The organism is Dactylosporangium vinaceum, from assembly GCF_019904175.1.
Taxonomy (GTDB): Bacteria; Actinomycetota; Actinomycetes; order Mycobacteriales; family Micromonosporaceae; genus Dactylosporangium; species Dactylosporangium vinaceum.
Window position 1 is genome coordinate 5381058 of sequence record NZ_CP061913.1, and the last position, 26401, is coordinate 5407458.

The following is a 26401-nucleotide window of genomic DNA, read 5'->3' on the forward strand; positions in this document are numbered from 1 at the left end:
TGCGTCAGGCCCAGAAGTACGAGTACTGCAGGCAGGTGCCGGCCAGGCTCATCTTCACGTCGGTAGATGGTGTAGACGGGCTACTTCGGATTGACCGGCGGCTTCGTGCCCCCGCCGCCCGGGTTGCCCGTCGACTCGCAGGTGGAGATCGTGATGTCGACCGCCGAGCCGAGCGTGGCCGCCGCGCCGCCCTGCGGGTGCTGGACCTGCACGCTGCCCTTGTCGACGCAGTTGTTGACAGTCGAGCGCTTGCCGACGACGAGGCCCGCCGCGGTGATGGCGCTCGTCGCGTCCGCCTCCGGCCAGCTCAGCACGTTGGGGACGGTGACGACGACCCGCCACGTGAACGAGAACTGATTGGCGATGCCGTAGAAGTCCCAGACGGTCGCGGTCACGAGCGTCTCCGCGCTGCCGGCGCCGGTCGGAGTGCCGGTGATGCGCCCGGCGGAGCTCGCGGTCAGGCCCGCCGGAAGCCCCGAGATCTGCCAGATGTACGGTGCCGTGCCGCGCTGCACCGACAGCGTCCGGTCGACGGGGACGCCGCGGGCCGACGTGATGTCGCCCGGTGAGGTGGCGATCGGCAACGAGTGCGTGGCGTCGGCCGGGCGCAGGACGCCGCCGAGCTCCGACCAGGCCCCCCACTCGCCCTGGGTGCCGAGGATGTTGCGGATGCGGTGGAACACGCGGCCGTCGCCGGCGACCCCGAACAGCTCCAGCCCGGCGTTGACGGCCACCTCGCTCAGCGTGCCGTCGAGCCAGGCGGGGCCGCTCAGCGCCGCCGCGTTCTTCGACGGCTGCCGCCAGCGGAACACCTGACCGTGGCCCTTCGTGGTGTACACATCCTGCGTCGCGGCCGTGAAGTCGAGCGCGGCGCTGACCGTCGTCATCGGCCCGTAGACCCCGTTGGGGTCGCTGAACTGCACCCAGCCCGACCCGCTCCAGTTGCCCGGGGTGACCTGCTGGCGCAGGAACGCGGCGCCGAGCGCGTTGACGCCGAACAGGCTCAGCCGGCCGTCGTCGTTGCCGGCCGCGGCGACCTGGGTCAGCCCGCCGTCCAGGGCCTGCCAGCCGGTCCCGGCCCAGCTGCCGGGCGAGGACTGGACGCGGTGGAACACGCTGTCGGCCGCGTTGGTGCCGAACAGCTCGATGCGCCCGTCGGCGTTGCGGGCCGCGGCCAGCGAGGTGAGCTGACCGTCCAGCTGGGTCCACCCGGAGCCGGCCCAGGTGTTCGCGGCCGGCTGGACGCGGACGTAGACGTAGCCGAGCTGGTTGAGCGCGTACAGCTCGATGCGCCCGTCCTGGCCGGTGCACGCGGCGACGACGCGCATCGCCGGGCCGTCCAGGGCGACCCACTCGGACCCGTCCCAGCGGGGCAGGTCCAGGCCGGTGCCGGGGGTCTGCGGGCGGCGGAACACCGTGCCGGAGCCGTTGACCCCGAACAGTTCGGTGCGGCCGTCCTTGTTGACGGCCACCGCGACCGAGGCGCCCCACTCGTGCACGGCCGGCAGCGCGAACGGCGCCGGCAGGAGCAGCTGCGTGTTGCGGTCGAGGTTGCGCCCGCGGCGCTTGGTGGTGCCGCCGTCGCGCTCCTGGATGTCGTTGGCGGCCATCTCCCGCGACAGTGCCGCCAGCGGCTTCGGCCCGCTGGTGTCGCCGCCGAAGCTCAGCGGCGCGTCGATGTCGATCATGGTCGTGAAGATCGAGATGGTACCCCGGCCGGCGGCGATGTCGAAGAGCCGGCTCTGCACGGGCCAGTCGATGTGCGCGGCGGTGCTGATCTCCCAGAAGCCGCCCGGCACCGGGCTGGTGGCGGCGCGGGGCCACGCGTTGATGCGGTTCTTGTGGTTGTGCCCGTTGACATGCATGATCACGTTCGGGAAGCGCAGCAGCAGGGCCTTGAGGTCGTCGCCGGTGTAGACGTCGCCGGGCCGCTCCGGCGCCTCGACGCGGTGGTCCGACGGCGGCTTGCGGACCGGGCCGGTGCTCATCGACGACCAGAAGTTGTGCATCGAGTCGAGCGTGTGGTGCGAGTAGATGACCATCAGCCGGTCCGCCACCCCGGTCTGGGTCTTGAGCTTGCCGTCCGTGCCGATGTACCGGGTGCTGTTGTTCAGCAGCTGCTGCTCGATCCAGCGGTACTGGTCGCCCTTGATGATGCCGCCCGCCCCGCCGGCGGTGTTCGGCGTGTCGAGCACGATGTGCACGACGAGGTCGGCGAAGCTCAGGGGCATCACGTAGTACGCCCGCGAGTCGTCCTTGTGCAGCCCGTGCCCGGCCGGCGTACCGGTCGTGGTGAAGTGCTCGTTGATGAACTGCTGCTTCGTCAGCAGCCGCCGGTTGGCGTCGGCCGGCACGTCGACCCCGGCGAAGCCGGCGAAGAGGCCGGCCTCGACCAGGTCGAAGATGTCGGCGGCGTCGGAGATCTCGTCGGGCAGCCCCGGCATGCCGCTGGGCTTGAACCCGCCGACGGCGAAGTCGCGCACGTTGATGAAGAAGAAGTCCAGGAACGTGCTGTCGACGGGAACGTTGCCCTGCACCAGCGCGTCGTGGTTGCCGAACACCGCATACCACGGCATCCCGAGGCCGTTGGCCGTGAACGGCTTGCGGGCCGCGTACGGCATCTGCTTGACCTCGGGGAACCCGGCCTGGAAGTACTTGTCCAGCCCCGGCCCGCGGGTGTTCGACTGCTCGAACGCCTTGTTCGCCGCGTGCCAGTAGTGCACGTCGAGGCCGAGCGCGTCGCTGCTGACGCTGTGGTCGAGCGTGGGGCTGCCCGAGTTGGGGGTGACGGTCCGGCCGCCGTCGAGCAGGTCGATGTACCAGCGGACCTCGTTGTACTGCGTGTTGTCGACCGAGTCGCCGGTGACGACGGTGAAGGCCAGCGGCAGGTTCGTCAGCGGACCCCGCCCGGTCAGCGCGATGGCCCGGCACATCGCGTCGACCACGTGCGTGGTCAGGCTCTCCTGCGGCCGGTACGCCTTCGACGTGGGGTACGTCCCGTTGTGCGGCGGCCCCGGATCGGCGTAGGCGTCGAGGAACTCCACGCGCAGCGGCGACTGGTCGTCGGTGATGTGCATGTCGGTCATCTGCGCGAACGCGGTGATCGCGTACGTCGGCGTGTAGGGCGTCCCGCCGAGATCGGCCCGGATCGTGTGCAGCTCCGGCGCCCCCTCGACCAGCTGCGCGTACCCGCCGTCACCGCCCGGCCCGATGAGCACGGTGCGTCGCAGTGTGGTCCGGTCCGCCGGGGCCAGCCAGGGCGGCGCCCCGTCGGCGGCGGCCGCGGCGGCCAGCCCGGGGGCCGGCCCACCGGCCACGGCGGGGCTCGTCAGCCCGCCGGCATCGATCGCCGCGGCCACCACACCGGCGCCGGTGGCGGCCAGCAGGTTACGGCGCGTCATCCTCATACGTCGTGCCTCCTTCATGATCGCACTGCCGCTGCGACGTTCCATGCCGTTCCATCGCCGTGTACCGGCTTGGAACACGCCTGCTACGTCAGCCATTCGTGAAGGAGATGCCCATGGACCTCGCCGTCGAGGTGCCGCCCGCACAGATCCCCGCGGCCCTGCGCGGCCTGGCCCCGTTCGCGCTGCGCCTGCCCGCCGAGGGCGACGAGCCCCGGCCCCTGCCGCCCGCGGCCGAGACGGCGCTGCTGGACCTCGTGGAGGACGCCGCCGCCCGGTCCGGCGTGCGGCCACTGGGCCGGGCCGACGTGGCGGGCACGCCCACCGGCGACGGGTCACTGCGCGTGACCGCCCGGGTCGAGCTGCGCCCGCCGATCGCCCTGCCGCCGCTCGACGCCGTCACCGTCAGCCTGACCGAGCTGCCCGCCGACCCGCCGGACGCCGACGCCGTGCTGGAGCTGCTGCGCGGACGGTTCGCCACCCTGTCCGATGTGGACCGCCCGGCGGCCCGAGGTGACGTCGTGCGGTTCGCGATCGCCGTGGACGGCGCTTCGAAGCCCGCACCTGTACTGCGATACGTCATCGGCTCCGCGACGCTGCTCGCCGGCGGTGTCGCCGCCGCGCCCGACCTGGTCGCCGCCCTGGCCGAGTCACTGCCGGGCCTGCGCGCCGGCGACACCGCCCGGCTCGCCGCGGCCGGGGTGCGGCTCACGGTGACGGTCCACGGCGTGCAGGAGCGCCACCGGCCGCCGCTCGACGACGCGTTCGCCGGCCTCGTTGATGCGTTCGAGACCATCGACGACCTGCGCGACACGCTGCGCCACCGGCACGAGCACGCCACCCGGGCGGTGCGCCGCTACGCCGTGCGCGAGGCCGTCCTCGACACCCTGCTCGCCGCCGCACCCGTCGCGGCCCCGCCGGCCCTGGTCGCCGACGAGGTCGCCCGCCGGCGCCGGTGGATGACGGCCCGCCTGCTGCAGGAGGGCACAAGCCTGGAGGCGTACCTGGAAGCCGCCGGCCGCACCGCCGAGGACGTCGACACCGAGATCCGCACCGCGGCCGTCGAGCGCATCCGCCGCCAGCTGCTGCTCGACGCCGTGGCCGCGGCCGCGGGCATCACCGAGCCCGACGACGACAGGCGCCGCAGCCAGGCACTGCGGGCCGCGGTCAGCGCGGTGCGCCTCACCGGACCCGGCGGCGAGCGCCTCGACCTGGCGGCCCTGGTCGGCGCCGCACCGGGGTCAGTGCAGCCGGCGCCGGCGCCGCACGAGCAGGAGCGAGAGCCCGCCTAGCGCGAGCACCGCCGCCCCACCCATCCCGGCGAGGACCGGCGTCGACGCGATCTCGGACGCGGCGGCGAGCCGCGGCGCACCGGCCGACGGGGCCGCACCGCCGCCGTCACCGGGCGCGGCGCCGAGTGCGGCGTTCGCCACGGCCGAGGGCCGGCCGGTGGTGCCGGCGGGCGGCACCGGAGAACCCGCCGGCGCCGCCGGGGCCGTCGTGGTGGTGGCGGCGGCGAACACCACGTCGGAGCACGAGTAGTAGGTGTCCGCGGTGCTGCTGTTCTGCCAGATCGTGTACATCACGTGCGGGCCGGTCCTGCCCTTCGGCAGCGCCCCCTTGATCGTGTACGCGCCGTCCACCACCGCCGGGTCCGTCGCGCTGAGCAGCGGCACCGTCTCCAGGTCGGCCCAGCGCAGTGGCCGGCCCGGCGAGTACCCGTCATTGGTCAGGTAGATGCGGAAGGTTCCCTTGTGCGGGATCGTCTCGGTGTACCGGAACGTGAACGCCGCCCCGGCGGTGAGCCTTGTCGAGGGCCAGTCCGCGCGGGCCAGGTCGAGACCCCTGTAGGCGTCGATTCCGCCGCTGCACAGCTTCCCGTCGGGGATGACCTGCCGATCGCGCCCGTTCACCCCGGCCACCCGGATGTTGTCCCAGTCGGCGACGTCGGCCCCGGCCGCCCGCGCGGCCTGGCACGCGGCCGACCCCTTCTGCTGCGCCGTACCCGCACCACACGCGTAGGCCCGGCTCACCGGCGTCGACGGCGCCCCGTGCGCCTGCGCGGCACCCGCCGGCCCGGCCAGCGCCGCCACCCCACCGACAAGCAGCGCGGCGATCCCGGCCGACGTACGCCGCGCGATCACGGCGACAGCCCCAAACCTCGACTCGTCCACCCCGGTGGTACGCAGAGCCGGCCGCCAAGGTTCACTTGTCGCCGGGGGTATGGCGAATGGATCAGCACCGCGCCCGGATGCAGGAGCCGGTGACGGCGGAGCGCTACGCGCTGTGGACAGCGGAGCAGCGCGCCGGGATCGAGATCGTGAACGGCCTGGTGCTGGCGGGTCCGAGCGCCTCCAAGCGACACAACCGCCTGGCCAGGCTGCTGGCGAACACCCTGGACGCCGCCGTCGGGCCGGACTGGAATGCCGACACCGGTGGCGACGTCCGGCTGCAGGATGTGCCGTTGACCAACTGCCGCATCTTCACCGATGTCGTGAAGCTGACCGCTCCCTTCCTGTTCGAGGCCGATCTCACCCGGCTGTGATCGGCGCGGCAAGCGGTCGAATCGGACTGACTGGTGGCGAATGGGGGTAATTCCCTGAGTCGCGATGCTCCGCCAGGTGGAATCATCGATGCTTGTCATCGTCTTGGGGGAGGTCGTGATGGGGAAAGCCGGGCGAGCGCTTGGCGCACTGGCCGTCGCACTGCTGATTGGTGCGGCCGTCGCCGGGTGCGGGTCGTCGGCGGGTGGCTCGGCGCCGGCCGGGGCTGCTCCCGCGGTGTCGGACCCGCACGCGGGGCACGGGTCGGCGCCGCCGCCCGCGCCGTTGCGCAGCGGTGAGCGGTTCCAGAACCTGGGCATGCCCGTCGCGTACACGCCGAAGGCGCCCAACGGCGGGACCGACGAGTACCGGTGCTTCCTGGTGGACCCGAAGCTGACGAAGACCGCGTTTCTGACCGGGAGCCAGTTCGTGCCGCAGAACGCGGCGATCGTCCACCACGCGATCTTCTTCCGGATCGCGCCCGAGCACGCCGATCAGGCCCGCAAGCTCGACGCCGACTCGCCGGGCGAGGGCTGGACGTGCTTCGGGGACTCCGGGGTGACGGGCGACGCGTGGGTCGCGTCGTGGGCGCCCGGGGCCGACGAGACGCTGCTCGCCCCGAACCTGGGCTACCCGATGCCGCCCGGCAGCCTGATGGTGATGCAGGTGCACTACAACCTGCTGGCCAGCGGCGGCAGCGCGGCCGGCTCCGATCAGTCGAGCATCCGGCTGCGGCTGAACGACGACGCCGCGGCGATGAGCCCGCTGCAGACCGGGCTGCTGCCCGCGCCCATCGAGCTGCCGTGCACCGCGGGTGAGACGGGCGCGCTGTGCGATCGGGCCGCCGCGGTGGCCGACGTCGGCAAGCGCTTCGGCGCCGAGATCGGCGGGCGCGAGGATCAGCTGGTCAAGCTGTGCAACCAGGGCGCACCGCCCGCGGCCGGCGTGACCCAGCACTGCGACCACAAGGTCCCGAAGGACGCCACGGTGTATGCGGTCGCCGGGCACATGCACCTGCTCGGGCGCTCCATCAAGATCGAGCTCAACCCGGGCACCGCCGGCGCGCGGACGCTGCTCGACGTGCCCAACTACAACTTCGACGACCAGGCGATCCATCCGCTCGACACCCCGGCGGCCGTGCACGCGGGCGACACGCTGCGGGTGACCTGCACCCACGACGCCGGACTGCGCGGGATGCTGCCGCAGCTCAAGGGCACCGCGCCGCGCTACGTGGTGTGGGGTGACGGCACCAGCGACGAGATGTGCCTCGGCCTGGTCGTGATGGGCGGGGCCGGCCGCTAGGAGCCGGTGGGGCCCGGCAGGTGGTAGACCACGAGCGTCTGCTCGGGGTGTTCGGCGACGTGGAAGGCGGCGTGCGACACGGTGATCGCGCCGAGACGGGGATGCCGGAGCCGCTTGCGGCCCGCATGGCTGAACTGGATGTCGTACTGCGCCCACCACGCCCGGACCTCCGGGCTCGCCGCGGTCAGGTCGGCCACCAGGCGGGCGACGCGCGGATGGGCGGGATGCCGTCCGGCGATCGCCCGCAGCCGGGCCACGATGCTGCGCGCCTCCTGCTCCCAGTCGACGAGTACCTCACGCGCGGCGGGCTCGGTCAGCATCCAGCGCACGACGTTGCCGCCCGGCGCGATCCCGCGGAACAGCTCGGCCGCGGCGTCGTTGACGGCCAGGACGTCGTAGCAGATGCCCGTCACATACGCGGGGTTGCCGCCCAGCAGCGCCGGAACGCCCGCGACCTCGGGCGCCACCTCCTCGGCGGCGTCCGGCTCCGGCGGCCCCACGCCACCGGCGAGGCGGCGCAGGTGCTCGTGCTCGGTCCGGGTCAGCCGCAGCGCCCGGGCCAGCGCGTCGAGCACCTGGCCGGACGGGCGCACGTCGCGGCCCTGCTCCAGGTAGGTGAGCCAGGTGGCGCTGATGCCGGCGAGCAGGGCCAGCTCCTCGCGGCGCAGGCCGGGCGTGCGCCGGCGCCCGGTGACCGGCAGGCCCGCGTCGGCCGGTGCGATCCGCTCCCGCCGGCTGCGCAGGAACGCGCCCAGCTCCGTCGTCACCTGACACCTCCGGTACTAGAATAAAGTGGCTCTGGATACCAGGCTACCGGCGCGCGAGGCTTGGTGCATGCGTGCTTGGACAGTTGCCTCACCAGACGATGACCTGCGGCTCCGCGACGTTCCCGAGCCGGTGCTGCGCGGCGGTGGCGTGCTCGTGGAGGTGCTCGCCGCCCATGTGCCGGCGTACACGGGCAAGGTCGTGACGGGCCACCGCGGCGGCCTGCCCGTGCCCCTGACCCTCGGCCCGTCCTGCGTCGGGCGCGTGATCGAGGTCGCGCCCGACGTCTTCCACGTCGCCCCGGGCGACATCGTCGTGGACACCGCGCTGCTCGACGCCGGCGGCGGCGACGAGATCCTGGTCGGCTGGGTCGGCCTGGGCGGCTCCGGGGCCGGCGGCGAGCGCACCGACCGGATGCGCGCGCAGTGGCGCGACGGCGTCTTCGCGGAGCGGGCGCTGTGCGCCAAGGAGACGGTCGTCGAGCTGCCCGGTGCGGACGCCTACCCGGACCCGGCCCGGCTGGCGTTCCTGCCGTGGCTGTGCATCGCCGCCTCGGGCCTGCATGCGGCCGGACCGCTCGCCGGGCGCGACGTCGCCGTGATCGGCGCGACGGGCCAACTGGGCGGCGCGGCGGTCCTGGTCGCCCTCGCGGAGGGCGCGGCGACGGTGACGGCGGTGGGCCGCGGCCAGGCGGCCCTCGACCGGCTGGCCGCGCTCGGCCCGCGGGTGCGCACCCACCGGCTGACCGGCGACCGCGCGACCGATGCGGCCGGCATCGGCCCGGTCGACGTGGCCCTTGACGCTCTCGGTGCCACGCCGACACCCGATCCGACCCTGGCCGCCTACGACAGCCTCCGCGGCCGCGGCACCCTCGTGCTCGTCGGCGGCGTCCGCCAGGATTTGGCCATCCCGTACGGCGACCTGATGCACCGCCGGCTGACCGTGCGCGGCTCCTGGATGAGCGACAACGCCACGGTGTCGACGGTCTGGCGCCTGGTCCGCTCCGGGCTGCTGGACCTCTCGGCGGTCGAGCTGCTCACCGTCGGCCTCGACCGGCCGGCCGCCGCCCTCGACCTGGCCGAGCGCACGACGGGGCTCGGCTTCGTGGCCCTCGTCCCCTGACCGCGGCGCCGCCGGCCGGGCCGCGGGGGGTTCCGGGCGACCGTCCGGCGGGTGCGAGTACCACCGCCGGATCTTGGTTTGAATCCTGCGTGCCATCCTGCGGGTGTAGTCCTCGAGCGGGCGGCGGCGGGCCGGCGCGCGAGGATCGCGGGGACTCGGGAGGCCATAGGTGATCGCATTCGCGGGGGAGGGCGCGGGCGACCCGATCGACCCCGGGGCGGCGCCCGGACCGGGGCGGCCGGTGGTCCGTCCCGGCCCCGACGGGTTCGCCGAGTGCTATCGGCAGAGCTTCACGGCATTGACCAAGCAGGTGTACGTCTACACGGGCGACCTCGGCCTGGCCCAGGAGCTCGTGCAGGAGGCGTTCTGCCGGGCGCTGCCGCGATGGAGGAAGGTCGCCGCCTACGACGACCCGGTCGCGTGGATCCGGCGGGTGGCGTTCAACCTCGCCAACAACCGGTGGCGGCGCGAGCGGATCGCGGCCCGCTACGCCCGCAGCCATCGCGAGCAGCACGTCGACGGCCCGAGCCCGGACCGCGTGGCGGCCCTGGCCGCACTCGGCCGGCTCCCCGACGGGCAGCGGCGGGTCATCGTCCTGCACTACCTGGCGGACAAGTCGGTGGCGGAGATCGCCGCCGAGGAGGGCATTCCGATCGGCACGGTCAAGACGTGGCTGCGCCGCGGCCGGGAGGCCCTGGCCGGCCTGCTCGGGGGAGGGGAGCGCAATGTATGACGACGAGCGGGACCCGTGGGTCGCCGGCCTGCTGACCTCGACGGCCGAGGCGGCTACCCCGTACATCCGCCCGCACGGCGCGGATGCGGTGCACCGCACGGTCCGCCGGCGCCGCAACCGCCGGATCTCCATCGCCGCCGCGGCCGTGGTGGCGCTCGCCGCCCCGCTCGCCGTCTTCGCCCTCGCCGGCCGGCCCGGCGCCGATCATCCGGCCGGCAACCCGCCGCCGAGCGGCGCGAGCGTCGCCCCGTCGGACGGTGCACCGCCGGCGCCCGCGTCGGGCGCGCCCACCGCCGCCGCGCCGAACGGCCGCATCAGCGCCGCCGACGTGCGCAGCGCGACGCTGCAGGTGCCGGACTGGCCCAACCAGTACGGCAACTTCGACACGAGCGCACCGCCCGGCTGCCCGAGCGGCAGCGTGAAGTTCAGCGGTGGCAAGGGCGGCAAGAACGGCGCCATCACGCTCAAGGGCGACCCGGTGTACGCCGACGTCGACCACGACGGCGCGCAGGAGACGGTCATCCTGCTCGAGTGCCATCCGCAGGGCGCCGACTACCAGGTGCTCGCGCTCGACCGGGACGCCGCCGACAAGATCGTCACGCTCGGCCGGGTCGTGCGCAGCGGCGGCCGGGAGACTGTGGACATCATGACGATCTGGGCCGTCCAGGCCGGCGACAACGGCCAGGTCAAGGTCGACGTGGGCGAGTACCGCCCGTGCTGCGAGCAGATCCAGGCCTCCCAGCACCAGTGGCGCACCTACGGCTGGGACGGCCGGCAGTTCATCCAGACGGCCGGCCCGACAACGTGGGGCCCCAACCCGAAGGTGACAGCCCTGGTCCTCACCGGCGACCCGGTGACGATGGTCAAGCAGGCGGACGGCTCGCGCGTGGGCACCCTGCGCCTGACCATCCGCAACGCGGCGAAGTACACCACGCCGGGCAGGCTGTGGCTCGACCCCGGCATCCCGAAGACCTGGACCGTCACGTCGTTCTCGGGCTGCCAGCTGGTGGCGGACTACGAGCCGGTCAACTGCTCGTCGGCCGCCCTGCCGGCGGGCGCGAGCCGGGTCGTGACAGTCGAGGTCGCCGCCCCGGCCGGCGGCTCGCCGATCAGCGCGGACCTCCGGCCGCTCGTCGGCGCCCGGGATGGCGACGCCGGCCTGTGGTATCCGGACGTCGCGAGTGGGGGAGCCACGAACAGCGGCCTGCACATCGCCGCGACCGGGGCCTGACCCACCGGTTCGCTGCGGGCGTAGCGGTCAGGGCGGCCGGACCCGGGCCGGCCGCTCTACCGTTCGATGATGTCCGACGTTCTGCTCGTGCGTGACCTCGTCGAGCGGCTCACCGGCTGGCTGCCGCGGCTCATGCCGCCCGGCGCGCGCCGCGACGCGCTCGTCGCGGTGCTCACCGACCGGTTCGCGGCGGTGGACACCCCGGTCACCGCCGCCGGCTGCGCGGCGATCGAACGGTGCGCGTGGACGGTCTCCCGCCATCTCGCGCTCACCTTCGAGCCCGGCGGCACCGGCCGGCCCGACACCGAGCCGCCGGGCTGGCCGGACCCCGACCCGGACGTGGTCCGGGCCCGGGCCGCGTGCGTGTCGCAGGTGCGGCGCACGGCCGACGGCACCTGCCTCATCAGCGTCGACGACCTCGACGCCGTCGGCCTCGCCCAGCCGTACCTCGACGCCGCCTTCACCCTCGCGCAGGGCTCGGCCCGGGTCCTGCTCGACCTGCGCGCCAACGGCGGCGGCGACCCGGCAACGGTGGCCCACATCGCCGGCCGGCTCCTCGGCGACACCCCGGCGCAGCTGTCCGAGGTCGTGTACCCGGACCGGCGGCGCCAGTGGTGGACCCCCGCACTGCCGACCGGCACCAGCCTGCGCCAGCCGGTCGCCGTCCTCGTCGGCCCGGGCACGTTCTCGTCGGGCGAGGCGCTGGCGTATCACCTGCAGGCCCGGGGCCGGGCCGTCGTCGTGGGGGAGACCACGCCCGGCGCCGCGGACCACATCACGCCGATCCGGCTGGCGCCGACGGTGCTCGCGTTCCTGCCCGAGGCGTACGTCGTCGACAGCGTGACCGGCACCAACTGGGAGGGCAAGGGTGTCGTGCCCGACGTCGTGAGCCCGCCCGGCACGGTGATCGAGACCGCGGTGACGGCGCTGGGCTAGCCGCGGAAGTCGTCGGCGTGCTCGCGCGCCCACGCCGCGAACGGCCGGGCCGGCGTGCCGGTGACGTCGGCGGCGGTGGGCATCGGCCCGGGTGCCGCGGCCGCCGGGGGCTCGGCGGGCCCGGAGCCGGGCGCGTCGCCGGAGTACGTCTGGAAGCCGGTGAGGAAGTCGGCGCTGGCCGCCGCGAAGCCGCCCTGCGCCAGATAGAGCTCGCGGGCCCGCGCCGGGGTCACGACCTCCAGGCGGATCTCCTGCCCGATGGCACCGGCGATGAGCCGGACCTGGTCGCGGCGGCTGATGGTCTCGGGGCCGTACAGGGTGTAGGCGGCGCCGTGGTGCTCCGCGCCGAGCAGCGCGGCCGTGGCCACGTCGGCGATGTCGCGCTCGTGCACCGGTCGTCCCGTGCGGTCGGGGAACGGTTCGCGCACGACCCGCTCGGCCCGGATCGACGGCCCCCACAGCCAGAGGTTGTTGAGCATGAACTCGGCCGGCCGCACGTGCGTCCACTCCAGGGCCGACCGCTCGACCGCCTGCTCGACGGGCAGGTGGAAGTTGGTGTCGTAGCCGGTGCTGACCGCGCCCGAGGAGAGCGTGACGATCCGCCGCACGCCGGCCCGCTCAGCCAGGCGCACCACCGCCGGCGCGGTCGCCGGAAACGGGAACAGGTACATCCGGTCCACCCCGGCCAGGGCCGGGCGCAGGTTCTGCGGATCGGCGAGGTCCCCGGTGAACACCTCGACCGGCCCGGGCGGGAGCCGCGACGGCCCGCGGGTGAGCACACGTACGGTCACGCCGGCCCGCACCAGCTGCTCGACCACCGACCGGCCGACGTTGCCGGTGCCACCCGTCACGAGAATTCGCATGCGTCCTGCTTAGCCTGCCGTCCCGGCCCCGGCAAACGCGAGCGCCGTGTTCACATATTGCCCTTGAGCAGCAGGAATGCTGATGTGGAGTCTCAAGTGGACGCTGAAATTCGACAGCGACCGCCGGCCCGGCGGGGAGGTCCATAGAATGAGCCGGTGCCTGAGCAGCGGCCGACCCGCTTCGCGGTGGAGTTCAACCGGGTGTACCGCGCCGACGGGCCCGGGCACCTCCTCGTCTGGTTCGCCGGCGGACGCACCGGCAGGGTGACGATCCTGGCCGGGCCCGCCGACCCGCCCGAGGAGTTCGCCGGCGAGGTCACCGCCGAGGCGCCCAGCTCCTGCTCCGCGGCGATCCGGGCGGGCGAGTTCTGGACGCTGCAGTGCAACCGCCAGGACGGCGGCGGCTTCAAGGCTCTGTACACGCCGCTCTGACCGCTCATCGCCGGAGCGTGTGCCGGCCTGTTGCGCGGGGCGGCGGGCACAGGTGTGCGGGAAGATGCAGGGACGTGACGGCGCAGTGGGGAGAAGGTGGAGATGGCCAGGGTTGTCATGCAGGCCGTCGTGTCGGTGGACGGCTTCATCGCCAATGCCGACGACTCGGTCGGGCCGCTGTTCGACTGGTACGGCAACGGGGACATCACGGTCCGGGCCAACGAGCAGTGGGCGTTCCGGGTCGGCCGCGCCTCCGCCGACTACGTGCGGCCGTTCTGGGACGCGGTCAAGGTCACCGTCATCGGCCGCCACCTCTTCGACACCACCGACGGCTGGTCGGGTGTCCCGGCGGCCGGGGATGCGCTCGTCGTCGTCACCCACCGCCCGCTGCCCGAGGAGTGGCTCGCCCGGTTCCCCGATGCGCCGTTCCACACCGCCGGCACGGTCGAGCGCGGCGTCGCGCTGGCCAAGGAGCTGGCCGGCGGCGGCCTGGTCTGCGTGACCGCGGGCGACGTCGGCGGCCAGGCGTTCTCGGCCGGCCTCGTCGACGAGGTGGCGATGGACGTCGTCCCGGTCGTCATGGGGGCCGGGAAACGGTTCTTCGGCGGCCACACCGGCACCGTCCTGCTCGACGACCCCGACCGGGTGGTCCAGGGCGACCGCGTGCTGCACCTGCACTACACCGTCAACCGGGCGTGAGGCCCGTCCCGGCCGGCGCCGCAGCGCCGGCCGGGACGAGCGCCGATCAGTACTTCGCGATGTAGAGGCGCTGCCCGGCCGGGCGGAAGCCGACCCGCTCGTAGACCCGCCACGAGTCGTCGCCGCCGGCCTCCAGCCACGCCACCTCGATGCCGCGTTCGAACAGCCGCTCGGTGACCGCGGCGGTGATCGCCCCGGCCAGGCCCCGGCGGCGATGCGGTGCGGCGACCGCGATGCCGGCGATCTCGCAGATGCCGTCGCTCGGCACGACCGTGCCGCCACCGCCGGCGTAGCGTCCGTCGGCGGTGCGGGCACCCGTGAACACCGCGCCCCGGTCCCGGGCACGGCGCTGCCGGTCGACGTCGGCGGGGCTCGCCGCGCCGGGTGAGCCGAACGCCTCGTGCTGCACGCCGATCACGCCGGCGATCTCGGCGTCGGTGTCGGGGACGAACAGCTCGAAGCCCGCCGGCACCGGCTGCGCGATGAACGTTGCCGGCGTGCAAACGAGGTACTCGTTGCGGGCCTCGACCGCGAATCCGGCGTCGAGCAGGAGCCGCTCGAGGGTCGGGGCGCAGGTGGTGACGTACTCCAGCCGCGGCGGCCGCCCGCCGAACGCCGCGACCAGAGCGTCGACGTCGGCCGCGGTGATCTCGGCCCCGGGCACCGGCGTCGCGTAGTTGATGTGTGGACTGTCGGTCCCGTGGTCGAGCCCGAGCACGAACGGGCCGGTCTCGACGGCGTTCGGGCGGGTGGACAGGTTGGCGACAACAGCGCGCTGAATGCGCAGATCCATGGTGGACGTACCCTTTCGAGGGCTCGGTGAAGGTGAGAAGCGAGGGCAGGCGTCAGCGGCAGGGGCCGCTGGAGACCGCGGGGATCACAGGCTTCACACTTTCGAGCACTCGGGGACGTCAGTTCGTCCGCTGGTCCCACGAATGTAGCAGACGGGCGATGCAACGAATCGGTGCCGCAGCTTCGTGAGGTTCGTGTGCGCGGTGAATCGCCTGTCTTCGAGGAGTTCCTGGCCGCTCGGCTGCCGGCGCTGACCCGGTATGCCACGGCGCTCGCCGGTGACCCGAACACCGGCGCCGACGTGCTCCAGGACGTGCTCGTCAAGGCCCAGCCCCGGTGGTCGCGGATCGCGGCGATGGACGAGCCCGAGGCGTACGTGCGCCGGATGGTCATCAACGAGCTCGTCTCGGCGCGCCGGCGGATCGTCGCCCGGCTGCGACGGGAGTCCCACGATCCGCCCGAGCCGGTCGCCGACGGCGCCGAGCAGCGGGCCGAGCGCGACGCGCTGATGCGGCTCATCCGCGAGCTGCCCACCCGCCAGCGGATCGTGATCGTGCTGCGGTACTTCGAGGACCTGGCCGACGCCGACATCGCCGCGCTGCTCGGCTGCTCCGAGGGCACCGTGCGCAGCCAGGCGTCGCGGGCCCTGGCCACCCTGCGCGGCATCGCCGTGCCCGTCCCGCTGGAGGAACGATGACCGACGCCGACGCGATCCGTGCGGCCATCGCCGCGATCGCGGACGAGGCCCACCCGGCGGCCCACATCCGCGCCACGCTCGACGCGCACGCCCGCCGCCACCGGCAGCGCCGCCTGGTCCTGCGAACCGCCGGCGCGCTGGCCGCGGCGAGCGTGGCCGGGGCCGGCGGGCTCGCCGCCTACCGCCGGACCCGGCCGGAGGACCTCGTGTTCCCGCCGATCGCCGGCGGCCCGGGTGGCGGCTGGCTCACCGCCGGGCTCGGCTGGCGACCGACGTGGCTGCCCGCCGGCTACGGCCGGACCAGCCTCGGCGCCGTCGTCGACGGCTCCCAGGTCGTCGTGGTGAGTCACGAGTGGGGCCGTGGACAGCGCCCGGGTGAGCTGAGCGAGCCGTTCGTGGCCCTCACCGCGGGCTGGTCGGACGCGTACGCGGCGAGCCCGCAGGTGGTCCGCACCGACCGCGTCGAACTCGGCGGGGCGAGCGCGGAGATGCGGACGTACGCCGACGACGGCGGGGTCCTGCTGACCTGGCAGCCGGCCACCGGTCCGCGGCTGTCGGTGTCGGCCGGCTCGCGCGACGCCGAACGCGACCGCAGCGTGGCCGTGCGGATCGCGAAGTCGCTGCGGCCGGACACCGGCACGTTCGCGATAGGCCCGAAGTTCGGCTGGCAGCCGGCGTCGATCGCGAGCCGGCCCTGGATGTACAGCCTCGGGGTCGTGAACCTCTCCTGGGTCCAGAACCTGTCCGTCCGCTTCGGTGAGGGCGAGCTGACGATGACCATCGGGCCGCGGCTCGAGCCGCTCTTCGACCTCGGGACCGGCCGGTCGGTGGACGTGGGCGGCGGCGCGGCCTGGCTCGACGAGCGCGGCGGCGACCTGTTCGCGAAGGACCTGAGCGGCCGGGACGTCCAGCTCAGCGGCGACTCCGAGGACCTGCCCCGGGTCCTGCGCGAGCTCGACCTCGGGCCGGTACCGGACATGGGCTGGTACGGCACCCGGTAGCCGCCGGCTCCGGAGGCGGGTGACCCGGGAAATCGCTCTCCCCACTTGACGCAGGAGGGTGACACCGGAGTAGCGTGCGATTCGAGAGAGCGCTCTCTATCCCCGCCAGGAATCCGCAAGGAGAGCCATGCGCACCCGAACACCACGCCGCACCCGGAGTTGGATCGCGGGCGCCACCGCTGTCGCAACGCTCGGGCTGGTCGGCGTCATCGCGGTACTCAACGCCGGCCCGTCCGCCGCCGCCCAGCTCGCGGCGCCCGCCTCGCCCGCACCGCCGCCCGGCTTCACGCTCACCTGGAGCGACGAGTTCGGCGGCGCGGCCGGCACCGGGGTCAGCACCGGGACGTGGAAGTACGACACCGGCCCCGGCAGCACGTTCGGCACCGGTGAGATCGAGACCATGACGAACAGCACCGCCAACGTCTTCCAGGACGGGGCCGGGCACCTGGTGCTGCGGGCACTGCACAGCGGCACCGACCCCCGCGCCGGCTGGACGTCGGGCCGCATCGAGACGCAGGCCGCCACCTTCGGCGCCGACGCCGGCGACGTCGTGCGGATGGAGTCCTCGATCCAGCAGCCGAACGTCACGACCGCCAACGGCGCCGGCTACTGGCCCGCGTTCTGGATGCTCGGCTCGACGCTGCGCACCGGCACGACGTGGCCGACGAGCGGCGAGGTCGACATCCTCGAGGACATCAACGGCCGCAGCTCCGTCTTCGGCACCCTGCACTGCGGCGTCAACCCCGGCGGGCCGTGCAACGAGTCGACGGGCATCGGCAGTGGCGAGCGGGCCTGTTCCGGCTGCCAGACCGGCTACCACACCTATGCGGTCGAGATCGACCGTTCGAAGTCCCCCGAAGAGATCCGCTGGTACCTCGACGGCGTCAACTACTTCACCCTGCCCGCGACCCGCGTGGACGCCACCACCTGGGCGAACGCCGTGCACCACCCGTTCTTCATCATCTACGACCTGGCGATGGGCGGCGGCTTCCCCGACGCGTTCGGCGGTGGCCCCAACGCCGCCACGATCTCCGGTGGCCAGATGAACATCGACTGGGTAGCGGTCTACAACAAGAAGGGCGGCGGCACGACAAGCCCGCCCCCGGCCGGGACCAACATCGCGCAGGGCCGGCCGACCACTGCCTCGTCGACGGAGAACGCCGGCAGCCCCGCGTCCGCGGCCACCGACGGCAACACCGCCACCCGCTGGTCGAGCGCGTTCACCGACCCGCAGTGGCTCCAGGTCGACCTCGGCCAGTCGTACAACCTCAGCAGTGTCAACCTGAACTGGGAGGCGGCCTACGCCAAGGCGTTCCAGATCCAGACGTCCCAGGACGGCACGAACTGGACGAGCATCTACAGCACCACGACCGGCACCGGCGGCAACCAGACACTGAACGTCACCGGCTCCGGCCGCTACGTCCGGATGTACGGCACCCAGCGTGCGACCGCCTACGGATACTCGCTGTACGAGTTCGGGCTGACCGGCACTCCCGGCGGCAACCCGAGCGGCGCCACCCTGCTGTCCCAGGGCCGCCCGACGACCGCGTCGTCGACGGAGAACGCGGGCACGCCGGCCGCCAACGCCACCGACGGCAACACCGCCACCCGCTGGTCGAGTGCGTTCACCGACCCGCAGTGGCTCCAGGTCGACCTGGGCGCCACCCACGCCATCAGCAAGGTGGCGCTCAACTGGGAGGCCGCCTACGCCAGGGCGTTCCAGGTCCAGACCTCGGCCGACGGCACGAACTGGACGACCGTCTACAGCACCACGACCGGCACCGGCGGCAACCAGACACTGAACGTCACCGGCTCCGGCCGCTACGTGCGGGTCAACGGCACCCAGCGGGCGACGGCCTACGGCTACTCGCTCTACGAGTTCCAGGTCTACGGCAGCTGACGCCGCCCGCCACCGAGCAGGCCCACCGCGGCCGTCCCGCACGGCGACCTGGGCGAACATCGGGCCCGGAGCCTGTCGCTCCGGGCCCGATGGGTGCCCACGTGCTGTGCGCCGCCGGTCAGGGGCTGGTGCAGGAGAAGCTGCCGGGGGCCGTGTTGGTGCTGCCGTTGACGAGGAACCCGAAGGTGGTCGTGGCGTTCGGGCCGAGGGTGCCGTTGTAGTCGGCGTTGCGGACGCTGACGGTGCCGCTCGTGCCGGTGTTGACGCCGTTCCAGACGTTGGCGATCGTCTGCCCGCCGGCCAGCGTCAGCCGGACCGTCCAGCCGTTCAGGGCCGTCGAGCCGCCGTTGGCCACGGTGACCTCACCCTGGTAGCCGCCACCCCAGGTGTTGACCATGCGGAACGCCGCGGTGCAGGTGCCCGGCTGCCCGGTCACCGGCGGCGAGCTCGGCGGGGGCGACGACACCGGGGGCGACGACACCGGGGGAGAGCTCGCCGGCGGTGAGGACACCGGCGGGCTGCTCGGCGAGGTGCTCGAGCCCGGCACCGTCGTGGAGGCGGCGTTGAGCGCGTTGAGCACGGAGGTGTAGGCGGGCTTGGGGCTGCTGTTGCGGTCGAACAGCAGCGGGTTCTCGCTCCCGCGCCAGGAGTCGCTGTCGCGGATACCCCAGGTCGTGATGCCGACGCAGCGCGGGACGCTCATGCACGCCTGCGTGAGCCCGCCGTACTGGCTGGTGGAGGCGTTGGTGACGTCGGCCTCGGTCAGGGCGACGTCGACGCCGAGCGCGGCGAAGCTCGACAGCGTGGTCTGGAAGTTCGACGGCAGCGAGCTCCCGCCGGTGAAGTGGGTCTGCAGCCCGACGCAGTCGATCGGGACGCCCCGCGACTTGAAGTCCCGGATCATGTTGTACACGCCCTGGGTCTTCGCGTAGGTCCAGTTCTCGATGTTGTAGTCGTTGTAGCAGAGCTTGACCGAGGGGTCGGCGGCCCGCGCGGTCCGGAACGCCACCTCGATCCAGTCGTTGCCGGTCGACTGCAGGTTCGACGAGCGCCGGCTGCCGTTCTCGGCGAACGCCTCGTTGACGACGTCCCAGTAGGCGAGCTTGCCCTTGTAGTGGGCCATGACGCCGTTGATGTGCTCGATCATCGCGGCCCGCAGGCTGCTGCCGCTGAGGTTCGCCCAGAACCGGGGCTGCTGAGCGTGCCAGGCCAGGGTGTGGCCGCGGACCCGCATGCCGTGCTGGGTCGCCCAGTTGTAGATCGCGTCGCCGCTGCTGAAGGTGAACTGGCCGCTGTTGGGCTCGGTCGCGTCGGGCTTCATCTCGTTGACGGCCGTCATCATGTCGAACTCGCGGTTGGCGATCGTGAGGAAGCCCGAGTCGCTGAGGCGGTCGCCGCCCATCGCGGCGCCGAAGTATCGGCCGCTGCGCTCGGCGGCCGCCTTCAGCGTGGACCCGGGCGGCCCGCTGAGATCGGCGTGGGCAAGCGTGGTCATGGCCACCGAGGCCACGGCGATCACGGCCGCGCAGACGCCGCCGAGCAGCAGCCGGGTGCGGCCGCGGGCACGGCGTCGGGGAACGTCTCGCATCTGTGACTCCATCCTTGTCGATCCGCCGCCGCCGGGCCGCAGGCCCGGAACAGACGATCTTGAGGTCGTCCAGAAACGTATTTCGTATGACGTCAAGTGTCAATGTATGCCAATGGAAATGCGCAGACCGGCGCCGGAACGCTTGTAAGTTCCATCCGCGCGCAAAAGTGTTATGGATATCGGAGCGAGAGAGTCGGGTCCATTTCGATGCTTGAATGTCGCGAAATGATCTGGCAGCCTGGCGAAGACATCATGTGAGCGCTCACACCCCGCCGCGCCCGGATGTCGATCACGCTTTCAGGAGGCTCGTGTGTCAACTGTTCCCTTGAGTCGCCGCCGATTGTTGCAGGCGACCGGCGCCGGTGTGGTGGCCGGTGTCGCCGCGACGGCCGGTGCCGTGGACGTTCCCGGCGCGGCCGCGTCGGTGGCGCCGGCCCGGGCCGACATCGGCGTCTCGGCGTATGCGTTCGACCTCGGGCAGGTGCGGCTGACGGCCAGCCGATGGCTCGACAACCAGGACCGGACGCTGTCGTACCTGCGGTTCGTCAACGTCGACCGGCTGCTGTACAACTTCCGGGCCAATCACCGGCTGTCCACGAACGGCGCCGCCGCCAACGGTGGCTGGGACGCCCCGAACTTCCCCTTCCGCACCCACATGCAGGGCCATTTCCTGTCCGCCTGGGCCCAGGCCTACGCCGTGCTCGGTGACACCGTGTGCCGGGACAACGCCGACTACATGGTCGCCGAGATGGCCAAGTGCCAGGCCAACAACGGCGCCGCCGGCTTCAACACCGGCTACCTGTCCGGCTTCCCCGAGTCCGACTTCACCGGGCTCGAGAACGGCCAGGGCGTCAGCGTGTCGTACTACTGCATCCACAAGACCCTGGCCGGCCTGCTGGACGTGTGGCGCTACCTGGGCAGCACCCAGGCCCGCGACGTGCTGCTGCGGCTCGCGGGCTGGGTCGAGTGGCGCACCGCCCGGCTCAGCTACGCCCAGATGCAGTCGGTGCTCAACACCGAGTTCGGCGGCATGAACGCCGTGCTGGCCGACCTCTACCAGCAGACCGGCGACGCCCGGTGGCTGACCGTGGCCCAGCGCTTCGACCACGCGGCGGCGTTCAACCCGCTCGCGGCCAACCAGGACCAGCTCAACGGGCAGCACGCCAACACCAACATCCCCAAGTGGATCGGCGCCGCCCGCGAGTACAAGGCGACAGGTACCACGCGCTACCGGGACATCGCGAGCAACGCCTGGAACATGACGGTCAACGCGCACACGTACGTGATCGGCGGCAACAGCCAGGCCGAGCACTTCAAGGCGCCCAACGCGATCGCCGGCTACCTCGCCAACGACACCTGCGAGCACTGCAACTCCTACAACATGCTCAAGCTGACCCGCGAGCTGTGGCTGCTCAACCCCGACAACGCGGCCTACTTCGACTTCTACGAGCGGGCCCTGCTCAACCACGTCATCGGCGCGCAGAACTCGGCCGACGCCCACGGGCACGTCACCTACTTCACGCCGCTGCGGCCGGGCGGGCGGCGCGGGGTCGGGCCGGCCTGGGGCGGCGGCACCTGGAGCACCGACTACAACAGCTTCTGGTGCTGCCAGGGCACGGGCATCGAGATCAACACCAAGCTGATGGACTCGATCTACTTCTACAGCGGCACCACGCTCACGGTGAACCTGTTCATGCCGTCGGTGCTGAACTGGAGCCAGCGCGGCCTCACCGTCACGCAGACCACGTCGTATCCGGTGAGCGACACCACGACGCTGCAGATCACCGGCGCCACGAGCGACGTGTGGTCGATCCGGGTCCGCATCCCGGCCTGGGCGGCCGGCGCCACGATCAGCGTCAACGGCGTCGCCCAGAGCGTCACCGCCACGCCCGGCAGCTACGCCACCGTCACCCGCACCTGGGCCTCCGGCGACACGGTCACCGTCCGGCTGCCCATGCAGGTGGTCACCCGGCCGACGAACGACAACGCCGGCGTCGTCGCGCTCACCTACGGCCCGGCGGTCCTGGCCGGCAACTACGGCAACAGCACGCTCTCCTCGCTGCCGTCGCTGAGCACGTCGTCGGTGGTCCGGACATCCACCAGCGCGCTGGCCTTCACGGCCACCGCGAACGGCGCATCGGTCGGCCTGGGCCCGTTCTACGACGCGCAGGGCTTCAACTACACCGTCTACTGGGCCGCGAGCGGCCAGGGGTCCGGCGGCGGCAGCTACCGCCTGGTCAACGCGGCCAGCGGGCTGGTGCTGGGCGTGCAGAACATGTCGACCGCCGACGGCGGCCTGGCGCTGCAGTGGACCGACAGCGGCACCGCCGACCACAACTGGGAGATGATCACCGACGGGTCGGCGGTGCGGTTCCGCAACGTCAACAGCGGCAAGGTGCTCGGCGTGCAGAACATGTCCACGGCCGACAACGCCCCCGTCCTGCAGTGGACCGACAACGGTACCGCCGATCACCGCTGGACCCTGCTCGACCAGGGCGACGGGACGTACAAGATCCGCAACGTCAACAGCGGCAAGCTGCTGGCCATCCAGAACAACTCGACAGCCAACGGGGCCTTCGCCGTCCAGGACTCCGACAACGGCACCGCCGACAACCGCTGGCGCCTGGTCCGCAACGCCTGAGGACCACCCCGGCGGCCGGTTTCGGTCAGGCCGCCGCGGTGGCCGCCTGTGCGGTGAACGTCCGCTCGAACGCGGCGGCGGTCATGGGGCGTCCGAAGTGGTAGCCCTGGGCGAGACGGTAGCCGACGTCGTAGAGCCGCTCGGCCTGCTCGGCGGTCTCGACACCCTCGGCGACGGCGTCGATGCGGAAGTCATTGGTAAAGCCGATGAGGTTCTTGACGATGACGGCACCGGCGTTGTCCGCGGCGGCACCGCTGACGAACGACTTGTCGACCTTCAGGACGTCGACGGGGCAGTTGAGCAGCAGGCTGAGTGAGGAGTGCCCGGTGCCGAAGTCGTCGAGGGCGACCCGCAGCCCGAGCGCCTTGAGACGGGCGAGGTGCCCGGCGGCGGTCTCGGTGTTGAGCACGGCGGTCTCGGTGACCTCGACGAGCAGGCGGGCCGGGTCGGCGCCGGTCTCGTCGAGGACCCGGATGACGGTGTCGACGAATCGGGGATCGGCGAGCTGGCGGGCCGAGACGTTGACGCTGAGCCGCTTCGGTGCGGCAGCACCGTATCGCCGCTGCCACTCGGCGATCTGCCGGCACGCCTGCGTGAAGACCCACGCGCCGATGTCGGTGATGGTCCCGGTGCGCTCGGCGATGGGGATGAACTGGTCGGGCGGCACCAGCCCGCGGGTCGGGTGCTGCCAGCGCAGCAGCGCCTCGGCGCCGGCCGGGCGCCCGTCGGGCAGCGCGACGATCGGCTGGAACAGCACGAACAGCTGACCGCCGGGCAGGGCGCCGCGCAGGTCGTCGGCGAGCCGGGCCGCCTCGGCGCCGGCCCGGTCCATGCCGGGGTCGAACCACTGCCAGCGGCGCCCGCCGGCCGCCTTGGCCGCGTACATCGCGACGTCGGCGCGGCGGAGCAGTTCGGCCGGCTCGTCGCCGGGTCGCGAGTCGGTGACGCCCAGGCTGACGCCGGGGCTCACCACGGTGCCGTCGAGGTCGGCGGGGTCCTCGACCGCGGCGACGACCCGGTCCAGCAGTGCCTCGACGCCGTCGCCGGCGGGCAGGACGAGCGCGAACTCGTCGCCGCCGAGGCGGACGACGGTGCCGTGCCCGCCCACGGTCGCGGCCAGCCGGGCGCTCGTGGTGGTGATGAGCCGGTCGCCGAGATGGTGGCCGTGGCGGTCGTTGACGGCCTTGAAGTCGTCGAGGTCGAGCAGCGCCACCCGGAAGGAGCGGCCGTCACCCAGCAGGCGCCGGGCCTCCTGCTCGAACAGGGCCCGGTTGCCGGCGTCGGTGAGGCTGTCGTGGGTCGCCTGGTGCGTCAGCCGGTCCTGGTAGCGGTGCAGCTCGCCGAGCTGGGCGTCGACGGTGGCCAGGAGGGACTGGTTGTCGCGCAGGGCGATGATCTGCCGGACGATGACGAGCCCGGTGAGGGCGACGGCGACCGCCTCCATCGCCCGGGTCTCGCCCGGGTCGCGGGTGCTGGTGGCCAGGAGCAGCACGTCGGCGACGGCGACGGCGAGAAAGGGCACGACGCTGATGCGCCGCCGGCTCCGGTGCGGCCGGGGCGGGCGGCCGGCGGCCCGCTGCTGGCTGACGGCGGCGAGGTGGATGCTCAGCGCGGCCATCGGCACGGACACGATGCTCGTGGACAGGTACGGCCACGGGGTGAGAAACGGCGACAGGCCGCCGAATCCGGCGCTTATCGCGCTGCCGGTGGCCAGGGCGTAGATCGCTCCGCGGTCCAGCCGGCCCGCGCCGGCGAACGCGACCTTGACGAACGTCGCCATCGACAGGCCGGCGACCACGCTGACGACGAGCATCGGCCCCGCGGAGCCGGTCTGGTCCACCCACTCCCGGTGCTCGCGCATCGAGAAGTGCCAGAGCAGCGCGCCCACGGTGAGCAGCACGACGCAGCCGTCGATGCCGAAGCGGATCCAGTCGCTGCGACTGCGCTGCCACGACGGCAGGCGCAGCAACGCCCACAGCACGATCCCGAGCACGGCCAGGTAGCAGGCCAGCGTCACCGGCCCGATCTGCTGGGAGGGCACCGGGCCGCCTGTCGCGTCGACGGCATTGGCCACGATGCCGGCGACGAGCGGCGCGCACGCCCACGCCATGTGCCGCCAGAAGCGCCGGGTCGCCGCGTCCAGGCCCGCCTGGCGGGCCGCCGCCCGGCACGCGCTCCCGGCCAGCACCCCCGTCGCCACCACCGGCAGCCAGCCGAGAGCCGGATGCGCCCACACGTGCCCCAGGCCGATGACCAGCCAGGCGGCACTGACCAGCACCAGCACCGCGGTGCCGAGCAGGGGGCCGTAGACACGTATGCGTGACATGCCCGAGCCATTCGGCCCGGTGACCGCGGACCTGAGCACGCCGATGCCGCGGCGGCGGTGCGATCCCGTCGCGGATGGTGCCGCTTCGGTTGCCGGCGCCGGCCGCGGTGACCTCGTCGCGGGCTTCTACCGTTCCCGCTCCAGGACCCGGACGGTGTGCCGGTAGCCCACCAGCTCATGGCCGACGACCTCGACCACCGCCGACAGCGCCACCAGCGCGACCGCGATGACCAGCAGGGTCAGGCTGGTCCCGGAGGCCGGGTCGAACGGCTCCGTCGCGCCGTAGCCGAGCGGCACCAGCACCGCGGCCACGAGCGGCACGAGCACGCACAGCAGCAGGGGCACGTGCGTCAGGTCGTAGGAGCGCATGAGCACGCTCCACGTCACGAAGATCATGATCACCAGGGCGGCCACCGGGATCGCCAGCGCGAGGGCGATCTGCAGCACCGACAGGCTCTTGTCCTCCACGGCCGTGGTGGCGATCCGCAGCCCCGCCCCGACGGCCGCGATCGCACCGAAGATCGGCAGGTGGGCGTAGCGCCAGACGTAGGTGCGGCCCGGCCACCGCTCGAGGATGGTGCGCGACGGGATGAGGAAGTACGCCCACCACAGCCCGCCCGCCAGCACCAGCCCGGACGCGGCGATGACCACCGCGGCCGGGCTCCAGCCCTGGGCCCGGACCAGCGCGAGCACCGCGCCGGTGGTGGCGGCGACCACCTCGCCGATGGTGATGAGCGTGAGCAGGCTGAACCGCTCGGCGATGTGCCCGGCGTTCCAGGGCGGGCGGCCCAGCCGGCGCTCCAGGGCCACCGGCGCGGCGAGCTCGGCCAGGGCCAGCGCGACGAGCAGCCCGATCGTCACGCCGACCGGCACCGCGACGAGCGCCGAGAGCAGCCAGCCGAGCTGAGCCGCGCCGATCAGCACCGCGTAGGCGACAGCGATGCGGCGGTGCTCCGGGTCCTGCCGCGCCGCCCGCAGCCACAGGCCGATGAGGGGCACCCGCATGACGATGTACCCGACGACCATCAGCATGTTGTTCGGGCTGTGCCCGTGCGCGGCGGCCTCGAAGCTGACCGGCAGCCCGAACGTCAGGATGACGACGCCGATCATCTGCACCAGTGTCGCCGTGCGGAACAGTGCGTCGTCGTTGTCGTAGGCGGAGGCGAACCAGGTGAAGTGCATCCACGCCCAGGTGATGGCGAAGACCGCGAACGCGTAGGCACCGAGCGCCGCGCCTACGTGCCCCGCGCCGACGTGCTCGGCCAGCTGGTCGGCCGCGGTGGCGAACGCGACAACGTATGTCAGGTCGTAGAGCAGCTCCACGGGCGTCGTCGAACGGCTCCGCTCGGCCGGGTCCCGCCCGCGCATCGGCCGGAGGCGATGGTGCAGATCATGCTTGAGACGTGCGGGCAGGACGGGGTCCACC

21 protein-coding genes are annotated in these 26401 nt (G+C 72.9%); 13 read left to right on the forward strand and 8 right to left on the reverse strand.

What is annotated here, in order from left to right:
- Positions 1-80: 80 nt before the first annotated feature.
- Positions 81-3407: a TIGR03767 family metallophosphoesterase gene (locus tag Dvina_RS24115; RefSeq protein WP_223104733.1), complete on the reverse strand. Its 3327-nt coding sequence runs from the start codon at positions 3405-3407 to the stop codon at positions 81-83.
- A 113-nt stretch (positions 3408-3520) separates the two neighbouring features.
- Here Dvina_RS24115 and Dvina_RS24120 point away from each other — a divergent pair, with 113 nt between their 5' ends.
- Entirely contained in the window at positions 3521-4696 is a 1176-nt protein-coding gene (locus Dvina_RS24120; protein WP_223104734.1) for a trigger factor, read from the forward strand.
- Here the strand turns inward: Dvina_RS24120 and Dvina_RS24125 are convergent.
- Positions 4646-5548, reverse strand: a complete 903-nt coding sequence (locus Dvina_RS24125; protein ID WP_246656401.1) for a lytic polysaccharide monooxygenase — start codon at positions 5546-5548, stop codon at positions 4646-4648. The two genes, Dvina_RS24120 and Dvina_RS24125, sit on opposite strands and share 51 nt — an antisense overlap.
- Before the next feature lie 107 nt (positions 5549-5655).
- On the opposite strand from Dvina_RS24125, the gene Dvina_RS24130 reads away from it, so the two are divergent.
- The gene (locus Dvina_RS24130; RefSeq protein ID WP_223104735.1) at positions 5656-5949 is read left to right on the forward strand and encodes a hypothetical protein; all 294 of its coding nucleotides are present in this window, start codon (positions 5656-5658) and stop codon (positions 5947-5949) included.
- A gap of 88 nt (positions 5950-6037) precedes the next feature.
- A complete protein-coding gene (locus tag Dvina_RS24135; protein WP_246656402.1) occupies positions 6038-7249 on the forward strand; it encodes a monooxygenase in 1212 nt (403 codons plus the stop codon).
- On the opposite strand, the gene Dvina_RS24140 is transcribed toward Dvina_RS24135, so the two are convergent.
- Entirely contained in the window at positions 7246-8016 is a 771-nt protein-coding gene (locus Dvina_RS24140) for a helix-turn-helix transcriptional regulator (RefSeq protein ID WP_223104736.1), read from the reverse strand. The genes Dvina_RS24135 and Dvina_RS24140 overlap by 4 nt on opposite strands.
- A 67-nt stretch (positions 8017-8083) precedes the next feature.
- Between Dvina_RS24140 and Dvina_RS24145 the strand changes: the two genes are divergently transcribed.
- The 4 genes from Dvina_RS24145 (at position 8084) to Dvina_RS24160 (ending at position 12036) form a co-directional block, all read left to right on the forward strand.
- On the forward strand, positions 8084-9136 hold the full coding sequence (locus Dvina_RS24145) for a zinc-binding dehydrogenase (protein WP_223104737.1): 1053 nt from the start codon (positions 8084-8086) through the stop codon (positions 9134-9136).
- Positions 9137-9305: 169 nt separating this feature from the next.
- The gene (locus Dvina_RS24150; RefSeq protein WP_380029790.1) at positions 9306-9869 is read left to right on the forward strand and encodes a SigE family RNA polymerase sigma factor; all 564 of its coding nucleotides are present in this window, start codon (positions 9306-9308) and stop codon (positions 9867-9869) included.
- Positions 9862-11100, forward strand: coding sequence for a hypothetical protein (locus tag Dvina_RS24155; protein ID WP_223104738.1), 1239 nt, complete (start codon positions 9862-9864; stop codon positions 11098-11100). Before Dvina_RS24150 ends, Dvina_RS24155 begins: the two co-directional genes overlap by 8 nt.
- A gap of 69 nt (positions 11101-11169) precedes the next feature.
- The gene (locus tag Dvina_RS24160) at positions 11170-12036 is read left to right on the forward strand and encodes a S41 family peptidase (protein WP_223104739.1); all 867 of its coding nucleotides are present in this window, start codon (positions 11170-11172) and stop codon (positions 12034-12036) included.
- On the opposite strand, the gene Dvina_RS24165 is transcribed toward Dvina_RS24160, so the two are convergent.
- Entirely contained in the window at positions 12033-12899 is an 867-nt protein-coding gene (locus Dvina_RS24165) for an SDR family oxidoreductase (RefSeq protein WP_223104740.1), read from the reverse strand. The genes Dvina_RS24160 and Dvina_RS24165 overlap by 4 nt on opposite strands.
- A 156-nt stretch (positions 12900-13055) precedes the next feature.
- On the opposite strand from Dvina_RS24165, the gene Dvina_RS24170 reads away from it, so the two are divergent.
- Both Dvina_RS24170 and Dvina_RS24175 read left to right on the forward strand, forming a co-directional pair.
- On the forward strand, positions 13056-13331 hold the full coding sequence (locus Dvina_RS24170) for a hypothetical protein (RefSeq protein ID WP_223104741.1): 276 nt from the start codon (positions 13056-13058) through the stop codon (positions 13329-13331).
- A gap of 102 nt (positions 13332-13433) precedes the next feature.
- Positions 13434-14030, forward strand: a complete 597-nt coding sequence (locus tag Dvina_RS24175; protein WP_223104742.1) for a dihydrofolate reductase family protein — start codon at positions 13434-13436, stop codon at positions 14028-14030.
- A gap of 46 nt (positions 14031-14076) precedes the next feature.
- Here Dvina_RS24175 and Dvina_RS24180 read toward each other — a convergent pair whose 3' ends face one another.
- Positions 14077-14823, reverse strand: a complete 747-nt coding sequence (locus tag Dvina_RS24180) for a GNAT family N-acetyltransferase (RefSeq protein WP_223104743.1) — start codon at positions 14821-14823, stop codon at positions 14077-14079.
- A gap of 195 nt (positions 14824-15018) precedes the next feature.
- Here Dvina_RS24180 and Dvina_RS24185 point away from each other — a divergent pair, with 195 nt between their 5' ends.
- From Dvina_RS24185 to Dvina_RS24195, 3 genes are all read left to right on the forward strand, one after another.
- Complete coding sequence (locus Dvina_RS24185; protein ID WP_223104744.1) at positions 15019-15519, forward strand: SigE family RNA polymerase sigma factor; 501 nt, start codon at positions 15019-15021, stop codon at positions 15517-15519.
- A complete protein-coding gene (locus Dvina_RS24190) occupies positions 15516-16520 on the forward strand; it encodes a hypothetical protein (protein ID WP_223104745.1) in 1005 nt (334 codons plus the stop codon). Before Dvina_RS24185 ends, Dvina_RS24190 begins: the two co-directional genes overlap by 4 nt.
- 127 nt (positions 16521-16647) lie before the next feature.
- The gene (locus Dvina_RS24195; RefSeq protein ID WP_223104746.1) at positions 16648-18420 is read left to right on the forward strand and encodes a discoidin domain-containing protein; all 1773 of its coding nucleotides are present in this window, start codon (positions 16648-16650) and stop codon (positions 18418-18420) included.
- 118 nt (positions 18421-18538) lie between these two features.
- Here the strand turns inward: Dvina_RS24195 and Dvina_RS24200 are convergent, their stop codons facing one another.
- Positions 18539-20008 carry an endo-1,4-beta-xylanase gene (locus Dvina_RS24200; protein ID WP_223104747.1) on the reverse strand — a complete coding sequence of 490 codons (1470 nt, stop codon included), beginning with the start codon at positions 20006-20008 and terminating at the stop codon, positions 18539-18541.
- 310 nt (positions 20009-20318) lie between these two features.
- Between Dvina_RS24200 and Dvina_RS24205 the strand changes: the two genes are divergently transcribed.
- Positions 20319-22649, forward strand: coding sequence for a beta-L-arabinofuranosidase domain-containing protein (locus Dvina_RS24205; RefSeq protein ID WP_223104748.1), 2331 nt, complete (start codon positions 20319-20321; stop codon positions 22647-22649).
- Positions 22650-22674: 25 nt separating this feature from the next.
- Here the strand turns inward: Dvina_RS24205 and Dvina_RS55275 are convergent, their stop codons facing one another.
- On the reverse strand, positions 22675-24975 hold the full coding sequence (locus Dvina_RS55275; RefSeq protein ID WP_223104749.1) for a putative bifunctional diguanylate cyclase/phosphodiesterase: 2301 nt from the start codon (positions 24973-24975) through the stop codon (positions 22675-22677).
- A 126-nt stretch (positions 24976-25101) separates the two neighbouring features.
- Complete coding sequence (locus tag Dvina_RS24215) at positions 25102-26343, reverse strand: low temperature requirement protein A (protein ID WP_223104750.1); 1242 nt, start codon at positions 26341-26343, stop codon at positions 25102-25104.
- Between the last annotated feature and the right edge of the window lie 58 nt (positions 26344-26401).